This is a genomic window from Clostridium bornimense (assembly GCF_018917145.1).
Classification (GTDB): domain Bacteria; phylum Bacillota; class Clostridia; order Clostridiales; family Clostridiaceae; genus Clostridium_AN; species Clostridium_AN bornimense_A.
Genome location: NZ_JAHLOD010000015.1, coordinates 23951 through 39848, shown reverse-complemented (window position 1 = coordinate 39848; position 15898 = coordinate 23951). Strand labels below are relative to the sequence as shown.

General features: G+C 29.3%; 10 protein-coding genes and 2 riboswitches. All 10 genes read right to left on the bottom strand.

Features of this window, described 5'->3' with window-relative positions:
- Positions 1–8 precede the first annotated feature (8 nt).
- Positions 9–653: a riboflavin synthase gene (locus tag KQI30_RS07185; protein WP_216462619.1), complete on the bottom strand. Its 645-nt coding sequence runs from the start codon at positions 651–653 to the stop codon at positions 9–11.
- Positions 638–1795, bottom strand: coding sequence for a bifunctional diaminohydroxyphosphoribosylaminopyrimidine deaminase/5-amino-6-(5-phosphoribosylamino)uracil reductase RibD (gene ribD / locus KQI30_RS07180; protein ID WP_253287426.1), 1158 nt, complete (start codon positions 1793–1795; stop codon positions 638–640). Before ribD ends, KQI30_RS07185 begins: the two co-directional genes overlap by 16 nt.
- A gap of 118 nt (positions 1796–1913) precedes the next feature.
- A riboswitch (FMN riboswitch) is annotated at positions 1914–2027 on the bottom strand.
- Between the two features lie 73 nt (positions 2028–2100).
- The gene (locus tag KQI30_RS07175; protein ID WP_216462618.1) at positions 2101–2934 is read right to left on the bottom strand and encodes a patatin-like phospholipase family protein; all 834 of its coding nucleotides are present in this window, start codon (positions 2932–2934) and stop codon (positions 2101–2103) included.
- 158 nt (positions 2935–3092) lie between these two features.
- A complete protein-coding gene (locus tag KQI30_RS07170; RefSeq protein WP_216462617.1) occupies positions 3093–11633 on the bottom strand; it encodes a GH36-type glycosyl hydrolase domain-containing protein in 8541 nt (2846 codons plus the stop codon).
- A 63-nt stretch (positions 11634–11696) separates the two neighbouring features.
- The gene (locus KQI30_RS07165; protein ID WP_216462616.1) at positions 11697–11972 is read right to left on the bottom strand and encodes a hypothetical protein; all 276 of its coding nucleotides are present in this window, start codon (positions 11970–11972) and stop codon (positions 11697–11699) included.
- A gap of 32 nt (positions 11973–12004) precedes the next feature.
- Complete coding sequence (locus tag KQI30_RS07160; RefSeq protein ID WP_216462615.1) at positions 12005–12625, bottom strand: hypothetical protein; 621 nt, start codon at positions 12623–12625, stop codon at positions 12005–12007.
- A 143-nt stretch (positions 12626–12768) separates the two neighbouring features.
- Positions 12769–12906, bottom strand: coding sequence for a hypothetical protein (locus KQI30_RS07155; RefSeq protein WP_216462662.1), 138 nt, complete (start codon positions 12904–12906; stop codon positions 12769–12771).
- A 48-nt stretch (positions 12907–12954) separates the two neighbouring features.
- Positions 12955–13161: a hypothetical protein gene (locus KQI30_RS17510; RefSeq protein WP_367397836.1), complete on the bottom strand. Its 207-nt coding sequence runs from the start codon at positions 13159–13161 to the stop codon at positions 12955–12957.
- Between the two features lie 219 nt (positions 13162–13380).
- Positions 13381–14247, bottom strand: coding sequence for a 4-hydroxy-tetrahydrodipicolinate synthase (gene dapA / locus KQI30_RS07145; protein WP_216462614.1), 867 nt, complete (start codon positions 14245–14247; stop codon positions 13381–13383).
- Between the two features lie 15 nt (positions 14248–14262).
- The gene (gene lysA, locus KQI30_RS07140) at positions 14263–15558 is read right to left on the bottom strand and encodes a diaminopimelate decarboxylase (RefSeq protein ID WP_216462613.1); all 1296 of its coding nucleotides are present in this window, start codon (positions 15556–15558) and stop codon (positions 14263–14265) included.
- Positions 15559–15717: 159 nt separating this feature from the next.
- Positions 15718–15886: riboswitch (Lysine riboswitch) on the bottom strand.
- Positions 15887–15898: the final 12 nt, after the last annotated feature.

Below are 15898 nucleotides of genomic sequence, written 5' to 3'. Positions count from 1 at the left end.
TCCCCCTATCAAAAACCATTATTCCTTAAAAACTCTAAAGTTATATTGCTTTTCTTATCTTCCTTACTCCTAGAAAATATCTTTTCAACATACTTTGCAAGTATATCTACTTCTATATTTACATAGCTTCCTATAGATTTCTTTAATAACGTAGTATTCTCTCCACTATGAGGAATAACGTCTACTTTAAAATCTTCATCACTGACATCAACAACAGTAAGTGATGTTCCATCAATAGCGATAGAACCTTTTTCAACTATATATCTAAGTAAATCACTACTTAATGAAATAGTAATTTCATGAGAAAAACCTCTCTTTTCTACTTTTTCAATCTTTCCCATACCATCTACATGTCCAGATACAATATGTCCATCTAGCCTTCCACTTACGGATAATGCCCTTTCTAGATTTACACTATCACCTACTGATAGAAATTTAAGATTACTCCTATCTAATGATTCTTCCATTATATCCACTGAAAATATTCCATCCTTATAAGATATAACAGTTGTACAAACTCCTGAAATGGCTATTGAAGCTCCTAATGTTATATCCGATGTAACTTTTTTGCCATCTATAAATAATGTCATACCATCCGAAGTCTTTTTTAGATTTTTTACAACGCCTATTTCTTCAATTATTCCTGTGAACACTCCACATCACCTTCTATCAAAATATCATCATCAAATGTCTTATACTTTATATTTTTCACCTTCGTTGCCATATTCATTAAAGGATGTCCTTTACCTTCTATAGCTGTTACTGCATCTCTTCCACCAATAACCTTTGGTGCTATAAATGCCGATATCTTATTTACTACATTTTCTTCAAAAGCAGAGGCTAATATTTCACCACCACCTTCAATAAGTAACGAATCTATATTTTTTTCACCTAACTTTTTTACTAAATCCTTCATTGAAACCCTTCCATCTTTTTCTGCACAAAATAGTACTTCTACTCCATAACTCTCTAGCTCTTTCTTCTTTACATCATCAATATTATTAACAGCTACAATAGTTGGAATCTCTTTAGCAGTTTGTACTACTTTTAATTTACAATCAATATTACCTTTCCTTGCAACTATAACCCTAATCGGATTACTTACTCCATTCTCTAAATTTTCTAATCTAACATTAAGCATTGGATCATCTTTTTCTACACAATTATGTCCTACTAAAATTGCAGCAACTCTTTGTCTCAATTTATGAACATATTCTCTGCTTTTTTCATTAGTTATCCACTTAGAATCACCAGTGCTTGTAGCTATTTTTCCATCAAGAGTCATTGCCCACTTAGCAATAACAAAAGGAGTCTTAGTTTTGATATAATGAAGAAAAACTTCATTTATTTCATTACATTTATCTTCTAAAAATCCTACTTCTACTTCTATCCCTGCATCTTTTAAAATTTTAATTCCTTTTCCACCTACTTTTAAGTTAGGATCACCAATTGCTATATAAACTTTTTTTATTCCTTCTTTAACTATTCGCTCTGCACATGGTGGTGTTTTTCCATAATGTGCACAAGGCTCTAACGTTACATACATTTCTGCACCTTTTACATCTTCCATAGCATTATCAAAAGCATTTACTTCTGCATGAGCCTCTCCATATTTTTTATGATACCCTTCTCCAATAATTTTTCCATCCTTAACAATAACAGCTCCAACCATAGGATTAGGATTAGTATATCCCAATCCCTTTAGCGATAATTGTAAGGCTCTCTCCATAAATTCTTCTTTCAAAATATCTTCACCACCCTTACAAAAATTAAAGGCTATACAAAGTTTTTCCATAAAACTTGTATAACCTTCAGTAACCTTAGATATTTTATGTCCTAAAACCTAAAAGCCCTGAGTATAAACATACTCAGGGCCTAATTGTAAAACATAATACTTTAGCTAAAAAAATTCTATTTTCCTTCTTTCATCCAGACTATACTGTCGGCTTCGGAATTTCACCGAATCATGCATGACGCTCGCGGGCTTTACCGCCGGTAGGGAATCACACCCTGCCCTGAAGGTTATTTAATTTAATATTACTTTATCACTATTCATCGCCTATGTCAATATTATCTAATATTTCCAATTCAAAAATTTACCTATTTTATTTTTCCAGTGATTTTTAGTTCATTCAAAGGTACACCTTCTTCATAAGCTAGCTTGTCAAAGTATGCCATTGTATCTATATACCCCTGTAAAATTCTTTTGTTAGCACCACTACCACTAAAATCTAAATTCCCATCAAGCATTCCTCCTAAGTAAGCTCTAGGACAAATTTCATAAAACTTTACCCCTTGATATTTAGATACATCAACTTGTTCATCGCCACCTAAATATATAATTATAATTTCATTACATCCTTCTTCATATAAAGGGTCAATAGGTACATTGTCCTTTATACACCCATCTCTATAAAACTTATCATTGATTTTTATAGGATCAAATAAACCTGGTAATGCTGATGAAGCCTTAATTAAATTTTCTATCTCCTCATCACTTTTATCATTTACAGTGAAATAATCAATACTATCATCATCCATATTATAAGCTGAAATGTATCCTTTGATTTCTGAATTTCGTACTTTTTCAAAATCTACATAACTTCCTATAATCTTCTGATAACCGCTGTTATCCACTATAGTATCCTCTTCTAATATATTTGTTATTCCCTTTTTATATTGTTTATATAATCCAAGCAATTGAGTAGCGCTTAATGGTAATGCCTCTTTCTGTGATAAATTTCTCCACATCTTTAGTGACAATTCTAACTCTCCTGACATAAACATCATAGCATTTAAAGAACCAATAGAATTACCTGATATAACTTGTATCTTTTCATCTATACCTAATCTTCTCAACGCCTTCCAAGCTCCAATTTCAAATGCGCCTTTTCCTCCTCCACCAGATAAAACTAATCCTACCTTACTCTCCATTATCTCACCCACTCATTATCTAATACTATTATTTTACTATATTTACACCAAAAAATTTGTTAATAGTTTGTATCTATTGCATTTTTACTATATTAAATTCTATTGTAACAACAAAAGGTCCTGTAAACTAGTTTTAGTTTGCCAAGACCTATAGTCAATTAAATAATCACTTTTACCTCTATCTCACCAGATAAATCATAAGATATAATATCTACCTTTTTATTATCTATATATATACCTTTATCCTCTCCTCTTTCTATACTAATATTGTATTTTGCATTATTTCTTGTAAACTTAATCGTATATTCATCCCAATAATCTGGTATGCATGGTTCTACTATAAAACCATCTTTTCCTTTTAACTTTAGTCCCAATATACCTTCAACAGCTCCTCTATATAGCCAACCTGCTGACCCTGTATACCATGACCATCCACCTCTACCTACATGACCTTCAGTAGAATAAATATCCGCTACTACTACATAAGGCTCTGTCTTATAAGTATTACAATCTCCGTAAGTCTTAGTATGCGTGATAGGATTTATCATATTGAAAGTTCTAAACGCCTTGCTAGTTTTGTGCATTTTACTATAAGCTAATATAACCCAAGTCGCAGCATGAGTATATTGTCCTCCGTTTTCTCTAACTCCTGGTACATACCCTTTTATATATCCTGGTTCTAACTTAGAATTGTTAAATGGAGGGGTAAAAAGTAAAATCATATTGCTACTCTCTTTAACTAGATATTTTTCTAGAGAGTTCATCGCTTCTTCTATTCTTTGTTTAGATCCTGCACCTGAAATTACTGCCCAAGTTTGACCTAAAGAATCTATCATGCATTCATCATTTTCTTTGCTTCCTAGTGGCGTTCCGTCATCAAAATATGCTCTCTTATACCACTTTCCATCCCATGCATTTTTCTCTAAATTTTCTCTTAAAAATTCTTTCATAGATATATATCTAACTTTCTTTTCTTCATCTTTCATATATTCACATATATCAATAAAGTCATTTAATATTGAATATATAAACCATCCAAGCCATACTGATTCTCCTTTTCCTTTGTTACCTACTTCACTCATTCCGTCATTCCAATCCCCACTACCCATAAGGGGAATATTATGCTGACCAAATCTTAAACCTCTTTCTATAGCTTTTATACAATGGTCATAAATAGTTCCTTTCTTATCACTATATTTTGTAATAGAATATCTCTCATCTTCTCCTTCTCGTAGTGGCTCATCTTCAAGATATGTTGTTTCTTCAAATAAAACAGAATAATCTCCTGTATTCTTAATATAATCAGCAGTGACATACGGCAACCATAGTAAATCATCAGAAAATTGTGTTCTTATACCACTATCTACAATAGGATGCCACCAATGCTGTACATCCCCCTCCAAGTATTGTCTTGATGATGAATAAATTATTTGTTTTCTTGTCATTACTGGTTCTAAGTAGCTAAGACTCATTACATCTTGAAGTTGATCTCTAAATCCATAAGCACCTCCGGATTGATAAAATGCTGTCCTACTATATACTCTACAAGCTATATCTTGATACATTAACCACCCATTTACCATCAAATCCATAGACTTATCTGGTGTATTCACTTCTATCTTTCCAAGTAAATTTCTCCAAAATACTTTAACATCCTCTAATGAATCTTCAACTTTACTTGTTGTAGATAGTGATTTAATAGTATCATCTATATTTTCTATAGATTCTTCCTCTCCAAGTAAAATAGTAATTTCCTTTGTTTCATCTTCTTCTAATGTAACATATCCCATAGTAATTAATGCTGGATCTATTCCTGCTCCAGAAATACCGTTTAACTCTCTATACTTTAATCCTTTTGGGTTTGAAATCTCGCCTTCTCTACCTAAGAAACTTTTTCTATCACCAGAAAAGCTTTCATTTTTTACCCCTATCATAGTCAAGTAACTTATCTTATCTTTAAAATTACCACCATAAGGATTTCTTCCAAGTATATATCTTCCATCATTATTTATTTCTGTATATACATGTGTATATGTGTGTTCTGGAATTACACCCATTACTAATGTTGCAAAGTAAGTAATTCCTAACTTCCTTTTCATAGAACTTTCATTTTTTAAAGTTAAAGTTATACACTTAACAGATTTATCTTTTGGAACAAACACCTTCATAGATGAATATATACCTTTATAATAATGATCTATTTTAGAATATCCAAAACCATGAGTAATAATATAAGGTGATTTATGTCTTATTGGCATTGCTGTGGCACTCCAAATTTCACCATCATATTCATCTCTAATATATAACACCTCTCCTGGTGAATCTTTAATCCAATCATTATTCCATGGTGTTAACTTATTTTCTCTAGAATTTCCACACCAAGTATATTGTGATCCTAATTCAGATATATGAGTTCCAAACTTATCATTAGATATTACATTAATCCATGGAGCTGGAGTATTTTTATCATCTTTAATAATAATTACATACTCTCCAGTATCTTTCTTGAAACCTCCATAACCATTAAAAAATAGTAAATCATTTTCTTCTAAATTAATTTCTTTATAATTGTAATCTACATTTACAACTGGCAGTTTTTCTTCATTTTTAAAACCATTACATTTATACTTAACTTGCGTAGCCAATAAACCTTTCTTAGAATCTATAACTATTCTTCCTAAAGCCTCTAATAAATTTAATAGTTCCTTTGATATTTCCCTTGCCTTTAAACTATAAACATTAGGTAAACTCCTCTTTCCTAATTCTTCATTGATCATGTTTGTTACTTTATTATAATAAGAAACTTCTTCATAATCTAAAATCACAAGATCATTTTTTAATCCTTTTCTTCTCCAATACTCATGAGCCATAAGCATTTGTGATAACATTTCTCTATCGCTTTCTTTGTGTAACTTAAGTAACACTATTGGATTATCTCCAGATATTCCATATTGCCATAAATCCATTTGACCTAAAGATACACTTTTTATTTCATTTTCTTGTTTTCTCATAAGAGGACTTAAATATATAATCTTTGAAGCCATATAATTGAATAAATTTGCCTTTGGATATTTTAATCCAAAATGATTAAGTTCCATATTAACTTCTGATGATGCTACAGTAAATATTCTATTCATATCATCTTCATTATTATATTTTCTTCCGATATTAATAACTTCTTCTCGTGACTCTCCTATAGCAGTTAAAAAATAGAACTTCGCACTATGAGCACTTTTTATTCTTATTCGTTTTCTTAAACTCATTATCGGATCTAATATTGCACCTACTGTATTAGATAAATTACCATCCTTTTTTATGACAGCAGGACTTTTTAACGTATTTCCTCTACCAATGAAATTTACCCTACTGGTCTCGTATTGAGTTGCACTAATATCTTCTCCACCAATAACAAGTAACTTTTGCATTACCCATGGCTTATTTCCATACTTTGATCTAGGTCTTCTGTTCGCCAACAATGTATCTGGATTTTCAATAAATTCTGTATTTATAAATAAGTTTGAGAACGCTGGATGAACAGCATCAGCACCATAATTTGCCAAAGTTACTTCCATATAGGAAGTTACCTCAATAATTTTGTCTTCACCGCTATTATTAGTAATATCTATTTCTCTTAATTCTCCATTATCTTCTTCAAGAACCGCAATATTTAATGAAGTAGAAAATCCATTATAATTTTTCTTGAACTCTATTTTATCTAAAGCAAAACTAACTCTATAATCATTTCCTAAAACTTTTGTAGGTTGATATGTTGGTGAAAATATATCTTCATTTCTAACATCTTTAATATAAAAGAACATTCCACTTTCATTTAAAGTTACATCTTCTTTAAATCTATATACATCCATATCTTCTTTTTTAGAATAACCACTTCCAGAATTAGTTACCATCACCGAATAAACACCATTAGATAATAATCCACACTCTGGCATATCAGTAAATGGTGTTGAGTAATTTCTTGTATGGACTCTTGGTACTGACTTTTTAGTGTTATTACTTTCAAAAATAACTTCTCTACTATATGTTATCTTATTTGGAACTCTTTCTTGTAAATATAACTCTGTTGCTTTAACTCTTTTTATATTATGAAATCTTTTTTGAAAAATAAAATCGTTCAGTACATTATTAAGACTCATTAACGCCATTCCTTGATGATGAACCATATAACTCTTGACTATTGCCCTACTTTCATTTTTAGGCAATCTCTCCTTAGTATAATCTATCGCCTCATAAAATCCATATTTTCCTTCAAAGCCTTCTTCTTTAAGAGCTTTTAAATTTTTAAACCCATCATCGTAATCCACCATCATAGCCATAATTGTGGAATATGGCGAAATAACCAAATCTTCTCTTAAGCCTCTCTTTAAGCCTAATCCGGGTACACCATGGGCTTTATATTGATAATTTTTAAATTTATCAACTAAATAATATCCAGATTCTGAAATACCCCAAGGTACCTTTCTTTTATCACCATAATCAATCTGACCTTTTACTACACAATGATATGTACTTGACCATATGGTATTTTTATAACTTTTCATAATTATTAATGGCATCATATATTCAAACATAGTTCCACTCCAAGATACTAATCCCTTACATCCATAAGTATTAGTTAAGCTTCTACCAAGTTTAAACCAATGACTTGACGGTACTTCTCCCTTAGCAACAGCTACAAAAGAAGCTCCTCTAGCTTCTGATGCTAATAAATCATAATAACAATTTCCTATCTCACCTTTTTCAACATCATATCCTATAGCAAACAATTCTCTGCCTTTATCATACATTATAGAAAGATTCATATTTTTATCTAGAATCTCTATTTTATCTTTTAAACTTAAAAATCTTTTTATAATATCTTCAATATAACTTATTCCACTTTTTACAGCAGCCTTAAATTCCTTACTTTCTATAGCTAGAAAAGCTTTTTTATAAAAATCTACCAACTGATTTAGTGGTAATGTGCTACTTTTTTCCACTAAATCTTTATATATATTTTTATCTTTATCACTATTTATATCATCAACATTTAAAAAAGGATATATTGATAAAATCTCCTTCTTTTCCTTTTGTATATTTCTTATTAACTTACTATTCCAGTAAGAAACTATTCCTTTTTCTCTTTTTACTCTATCAATCTCCAATTCCTTAGAATATATTTTAGATATGCACTTTAAATATGATTCTATATCTAAATTTTCTCTTGGAAACTCCTTTACTATATCATCATAAAAATCAAAACTCTCCATAGAAAGTCTTAGTTCCTCATTACATAATCCTATAACAGTATCCATACCTTTTAACATTCTATCTATATCTATAGGTTTAGTAATATAATCTTTAATAGTTTCTTTAAGAACCCATAAATAACAAATTAAATTTCCACTATCTACAGTTGATACATACAACGGATGTAATGGCTTTTTTGTTAATGTATCATACCAATTATATAAATGTCCCTTATACTTTTCTAAAGAATCTACAGAATTTATTATCTTTTCAGTATTACATAAGAAAGTTTCTATAAAAATAAATCCCATGTCATAAGCCACAACATTTGCCATAAGACCCATACCTATATTAGTAGGTGATGTTCTATGTGCTACCCCTACATAAGGATCTTCTTGATAATTATCAGGAGGCAAATAGTTATTTTCTTCATTAACAAAATCCTCGAAGTAACAATAAGTTTTCCTAGCAACTTTATATAACTCTCTCTCTTCTTCTTCAGATATATCTTCCTTTTCTCCTATTAAGCTTCTAGATACTATAAAAGCTAATATTGGACTCAATACCCATATGATTGATGCTAGAAGAAGTAATTCAAAAGCATTAGAAAAACTTCTATAAGATAATATAGCTATAACTAAACCAAATATTGGAGCAAACCACATGTTCGATATATAGCTTCCCAGAGAATTATCACTAAATCTTTCAGTATCCTCTGCAGTTACCCACTGTAATAAATGCTTTTTAGATATTACTAATCTATATAATGTTACAGAAATTGCTTCTATCATTCTATAAGCACAATAAGGTAAAAATGCAAAAAGTAAAAAAATCTGTAAAGCTAGGGTTTTTCCATCTCTTATCTCACCAGATAAAGCAATACCTTTCATAGGGCTTACTACTGCTTCAGAAACATCAAATAACATAGGAATAAATATTGCTAGCATTCCAATAGAAATATAAGTATCTATATTGCCTTTAAAAAACAATAATGCTGCCAAAAACAATATTATTATAGATGGTGTCAATAAACTTCTTCTTAAATTATCTATCATCTTCCACTTTGAAATAGCATTTAATTTCTTATCCTTTAAAATATAAGGAAGTAATTGCCAATCTCCTCTTACCCATCTATGTAATCTTTTTATATATGACATGTAACTACTAGGATAAGAATCAAATAAAGCTGTATCACTTAACAAGGCTGTTCTAAGATAACTTCCTTCAATTAAATCATGAGATAATATTTGATTCTCTTGAAACTTATCTTTTAATACCTCATTAAAAGTATCTATATGAAATATTCCTTTTCCCGTAAATATTCCTTCACCAAATAAATCCATATACACATCAGAAATTGCTAATGTATATATATCCATTCCTATTTCACCACTAAATACTTTTGAAAATAATGTCTTATTACTACTTTCAATAGTGATGTTTATTCTAGGTTGCATTATTCCGTAACCTTTTACCACTACCCCATCTTTTATCATAGGCTGATTTAATGGATGTAACATTGATCCTATTAACCTTTTTGCACAATCTCTTGGCAAAATTGTATCTGAATCCAAGGTTATTATATATTGTGCTTTTTTTAGTGGTGATAAATCTCCGCTTATAACATTATAAGTAGTATTTTCATCTCCTCGTATCAATGCTGCAAATTCTACAAGTTTTCCACGCTTTCTTTCCCAACCTATATATTTTTCTTCTTTATCATTAAAAACTCTTTTTCTATTAAAATAATAAAACTTATCTTCTTTTAAACCGTATTTTCTATTTATTAATCTAAATCTATCTACTGCATAATTATTAATCTCTTCTTCTCCATCTTCCTCTAAAACAAGTGAATCTTTAAAATCACCTAATAGAGCAAAATACAAATTTTTATCTTCATTGGATAAGCTATATATCTCTAACTTATCTAAAAGTTCATCGACTTTCTCTTTGCTATCTATCATAGTAGGTATTACTACTATAGTTTTCCCCTGATCTGGTATTCCATTTTCCAATTGCAATTTAGGTATAAATGTTGGTTTAGAAACATTGTTTATAATCCAATTAATCAATGATAAAACAATCTCACTACAAGGAATTAATAAGCAAAGGAAGGCTATTATATACATGTATGAAAATCCATCGTAACCAGTATAATATGCTCCATATACTACAAATGATGCTAAAAGAATTATAGTAAGTAAAATACTATTAATATAAAACTTCGGATCAATCTTTTCTTGCTTCTTTTCTATTCCTAATTTCTCTCTTAATGTATTTTCTCCATCACCTAATAAATAATATCCAATATGTCTACTATAATCTTCTTTTCCTTCTTCTGCACAATTTAATAATGCATCACTTATAAATGTTTCAGATAAGTTATATTTATTAGATAACTCTTCTATTTTTAATCTATATTTTTCTCTTGAATCAAAATCCATTTTTTCATATATTCTAAGAGGATCTCTTCTAAGATCTTTCTCTACATAACTTAATGATTCAAAACTTGGAGCCCAAACTACACTTATCATAGTTCTTATAGAGTTTATTGTATTTCCTAAAGATATTCCAAATGATGAAATTCTATTATGATCTATAGTAATTGCCCTATCAAAAGTTGTTCCTTCTTTATGAAGCCTTTTTTCTAAAAATTTATATACTTCTATTTTTTCTACTTCATTATCTCTTAATACTTTAAGTACACGTTCTACAAAATGCACTGATACCTTCTCATCATCATATATTTCTTTTAATTTTACCTTTAACTCATCACTAGAATTTATTTTATCTACAATTTCTTCACCAACTATATTTCCCAATGCCTTTTCTTTTTGTACATATACCATTTTCTCAACAATGTTAGCAGCTCTATGCATAAGAGCAATCCTTATCATAATTGGTAATGCCCATATTTCTTTTGATGTTAAAATAACATTTTCTTCATATTCCCTTACAAATCTCTCTATAGATGATATGTCTATTTTTCCATCCATACATCCTACTATTTCCATGGCAATAAAATAAATTCTTGGGAATCCTCTCATTGCGCCATCGCTTATCACAGGCAATTCTTTTAGAATTCTACCCTTAATGGCAGTTCTTATTTCTTCATGTTCCTTTTCTAATATATATATATTGTCTAATAACCATTCACTAGGTGGAATAACATCTACACCATCTTTTATATCATTATCAAAATAATTGTAGCCATTTATGATAGTTTCATAAGATTCTTTCACAGAATGTTTAATTTGTACTCTACAATTAGATATCTCTACATTTAAGTTTTCAAGCGATATACTCTTTGCCCTTTCTTCTAGAGATACCCCCTTAGAATTTATAAAAGGTATATCTTTTATAAGATTTCTATCTTTTTCACTTATTTTATATATTGTAACCGAAGCAATTAATATAACTAATAATACTAAAATTATTATGAAATAATACATATCTTTCCTCCTACTATAAACGTTACTTTTTTAGTTTATCCAAATAAGAGAAAATTATTATATTTATATTAATAAACTTCCTATAATTATCATTGCTACTACAGATAATACAACTACCAAACAATAGGCCAATATCGAAAAAAAGTAACTTAAACTTTTATCATATTTAAAATAGATTATTATTAATTTTGTTGCTCCATAAATAGATCCTATTATTAAAATAATTAATATAAATAATGAAGTCTCATTAATAGCTGTAAACTCTACAAATATAATAGAAAATATAATAAACATTACTAAATCTACTACTGCTGCAATTTTCAATGCTTTATTTATCACTCTACTCTTTCCTTTCTCTAATGCCAATATTACTATTTAAAAATACTAATATCTCCGTGAATGGATAACTCTATATTATCCTTATCAGTTGTAACATTAGTAATTTCTAATCCATCTATTGAATCTAAAGTTACTATAATATCTCCCCTTGACTCATCTACCTTAAGCCACTTATTTTCTCCTATATTCTTTAAAATTTTATCCTTACTTATTGAGAAAAATCCTACAGATCCTTTTTTATAATGTAGTACTGCATTACCATCTTCACTCCTGCAATTAAATACTAAATTAAGTTCCACAGGTATAGACTTATATTTTGCATCAACAACTAATTTTATTTCATCTTTTTCTATATTAATTAATATTCCTGTAATATTATCTTTTATATCTTCTATGTTCCTAACTGCTAATATAGCAAAATCCGTAATTTCATCTTCTGAAAACTTAACATCAGAATCTACAGATATTTTATTCAAACTAAAACTTGTATTATTAGGAATAAATCTTTTTAAAATTTCTAATTGATTTATTGATATGTCACTGTCTAAAGATTTTACCTCTGTCTGCGGATAAAAATATATGTAATATACTCCTCCTACAATAATTGACACTAGAACTATCACAGATAAAATAGTCCCTAAAAGTTTTTTCATTTTAACAACTCCTTAGTATAATCATAGATATAATAATCTATGACTATTCATTTTAAATTATTATAGATTTTATTAGTAATATAAAAAAAGAGAGTGTGATATTTTTTATCATACTCTCTTACTTAATATTTTCCAATACTCTTTTATCTTTTTTGATTAAGAGGATTGCCTTTTCCTAGCTTTCTTTTGTCATCTGCTAGACTTAACTTATCATATTCTTCTTTATTCACTTTATCATATTCTCTTTGAATTTTCTCTTCTTGTTTTTTATTATCACTCAAAAAAATCACCTCTTCATTTGTATTGTTTCAACGAAATGAAGAAATATACTAATTTTCCTTCTTACCATTTTTTAATATTTGTATAAGCAAACATGCTGCAAATATTAAATCTATTACTGCCCATATCTTTAAATCACTAAATGTACCTGCATTTGCAAATCCTAAAATACCACCTAGTATGTAAAAAACAATTGCTGTAATAGTTAAACCTTTACTTTCCTTTGATACTAATGTAATGATACCTGCGATAAGCATTGAAATCCCTAATATAATACCTGCAGAACCACTTACTTCTCCATTATTGGATAAAGCATTACCTAAACCTGAAGCACATGATTGAAATCCAACTACAAAAATAACACAATACTAATAATTCCTATAACCTTTTTCGCTTATTTATTATCCATTCATCTAATAGGCTACTATTTTACGAAAAAAACTGCCACATTTTTCTGTGGCAGTTTCCTACTTTTATTATAATTTTAATACTTCATCTAATTCTTTTTCTAATTCTCCACTAATTTTAACAAGTGGCAATCTTATCTCATCACTATCAATTAAATTCATCTTTTTAGCTATATATTTAATTGGTGCTGGATTTGGTTCTTTAAATAATAATGGAATAAACTTATATAATGGCTTCCAAAGTTTTAACGCTTCTTCCATCTTTCCTTCTTTTACATATTTATATATGCTAACAAATTCTTTAGTATTTACATGACATGAAGCTAGTATCCCTCCATCTCCTCCTAAAGCTAAAGTGGAATAAAATAAAGCATCTTCTCCTGTTAATACTGCAAAATCTTTAGGTTTATTCATAATCAACTTTTGAGACTCAGTGAAACTTCCAGAAGCATCTTTAACACCAACTATATTTGGTATTTCTGCAAGCTTTAATATTGTTGGTATTTCAATATTTCTTCCAGTCCTGTAAGGAATATTATATAAGATAATATCTGTATCTATAGCTTCTGCAAGCGCTTTAAAGTGCTCATATATTCCCCTTTGATCTGGTCTATTATAATATGGACAAACTGATAAGATACCATCCACTCCTAAAGCTTCTACCTTCTTCGCTTTCTCAATTAAAGCTTTAGTATTATTTCCGCCAACACCAACTACTACTTTTACTCTTCCTTTTACATATTCTATAGTCTTTTCAATTATAGAAAAGTATTCATCATCACTTAATGTAGGTGTTTCTCCTGTAGTACCTAAAGGAATAAACCCTGTAATCCCTGTATCTATATAATTTTCTATCATGTTCTTATAAGAATTAAAATCAACTTTTCCATCCTTAAATGGTGTAATAATTGGTAACCATACTCCACTAAATTTCATAAAAATCCCCACCTTTTATATAATTTCTAAAGCTAATAAATCTTCATAACTTTGTCTTTTACATGCTACTCTACTAACTCCATCTTTAACCATAACTACTGCCGGTCTAGGTATCTTATTATAGTTAGACGCCATAGAATAACCATATGCTCCTGTAGTAGCTACTGCAAGTATATCACCACTATCTACAGTTGGCAGCTTAGCATCTGATATTAGTATATCTCCTGATTCACAACACTTTCCTGCCACAGTTACTATTTCTTCTTCCTTACAATTCATTTTATTTGCAATTGCACATTCATAATCAGCTCTATACAAAGACGGTCTTATATTATCAGTCATACCACCATCAACTGATATATACTTTCTTACTCCTGGTATTTCTTTTATTGATCCTACTGTATAAAGTGTTGTACCAGCATTACCAATAACGGATCTACCAGGCTCAATTACTAATTTAGGCATAGGATATTCCAACTTTCTAGACATTTCTTCCGCCTTTTTCAATATAGCATCACAAAAAAACTTTGGATTTTTCGGCTTATCCTCTTCTGTATAGTAGATTCCAAATCCACCACCTAAATCTAACTCAGGAAGTTCAATTCCAAGTTCGGACCTTATATCATTCATTATATTGAACATCACTTCTACTTCATCTACAAATGGTTCCACATCAAATATTTGAGATCCTATATGAGCATGTAATCCCATAAGTTTAACATTTTCTAACTTTAATATATCTTTCACAGCATTCATTACACCATCATTAATAAGTGTAAAACCAAACTTAGAATCTATTTGTCCTGTTTTAATATAATCGTGGGTATGAGCTTCAATTCCAGGTGTTATTCTAATATAAATATTAACAGTCTTATTTTCTTTTTTAGCAAATTCATTAATCTTTTCTATTTCATAAAGATTATCTGTAACAAATCTTCCAACACCTAATGAAATACCCATCTTAATCTCTTCAATAGTTTTATTATTTCCATGAAATAATACATTTTTCATAGGGAATCCACTCTTATATGCTGTATATAATTCTCCACCAGATACTACATCTAAGCATAATCCTTCTTCATTTATAATTTTGCACATTTCCATAGGTAAAAATGCTTTTCCTGCATAGGTAACTCTATTTCCATTCTCTTTTACTTTAAAGTTCTTTAGATATTCTCTACATACGCTTCTAACTTGTTGCTCATCTATAACATATAATGGAGTAGAATACTCTTTAACTAATTCTTTTGTAGATACTCCACCTATATAAAGTGTATTTTCCTCTGTCCTCATTGTCCCTAATAATTTCATTAAAATATCCCCCTTAATTAACTTACTACGAATACTGCTTTATGCTACAACATTTATATAGATTTATTTTTCTTATGTAAAAGTTATTAAAAAAATAAAAAACAGCTAGGGTACACTTACCTTAGCTGTATTATACAATACATCATTTTTGTAAAATGTAACCTTTGTAGCTCTCCACGAAAATTAGTGACAACATTATAAATATTATTTACAATGCCAGTGAATTTCAATGTCTATCCATTCACTTCGGCCATCGCCCCTTTCATTATTTCTCATTGTGTACCCACTAAAAATAACTACTATTGACTTTAGCACCTCTACCATAGGCAATATTCATTGA

Excerpts from the sequence above, each read along its gene's own strand:
- ribD (WP_253287426.1), bottom strand. The coding sequence starts at position 1,795 with ATGGAAAAACTTTGTATAGCCTTTAATTTTTGTAAGGGTGGTGAAGAT.
- KQI30_RS07175 (WP_216462618.1), bottom strand. The coding sequence starts at position 2,934 with ATGGAGAGTAAGGTAGGATTAGTTTTATCTGGTGGAGGAGGAAAAGGC.
- KQI30_RS07170 (WP_216462617.1), bottom strand. The coding sequence starts at position 11,633 with ATGTATTATTTCATAATAATTTTAGTATTATTAGTTATATTAATTGCT.
- KQI30_RS07160 (WP_216462615.1), bottom strand. The coding sequence starts at position 12,625 with ATGAAAAAACTTTTAGGGACTATTTTATCTGTGATAGTTCTAGTGTCA.
- KQI30_RS17510 (WP_367397836.1), bottom strand. The coding sequence starts at position 13,161 with ATGCTTATCGCAGGTATCATTACATTAGTATCAAAGGAAAGTAAAGGT.
- dapA (WP_216462614.1), bottom strand. The coding sequence starts at position 14,247 with ATGAAATTTAGTGGAGTATGGTTACCAATTATTACACCATTTAAGGAT.
- lysA (WP_216462613.1), bottom strand. The coding sequence starts at position 15,558 with ATGAAATTATTAGGGACAATGAGGACAGAGGAAAATACACTTTATATA.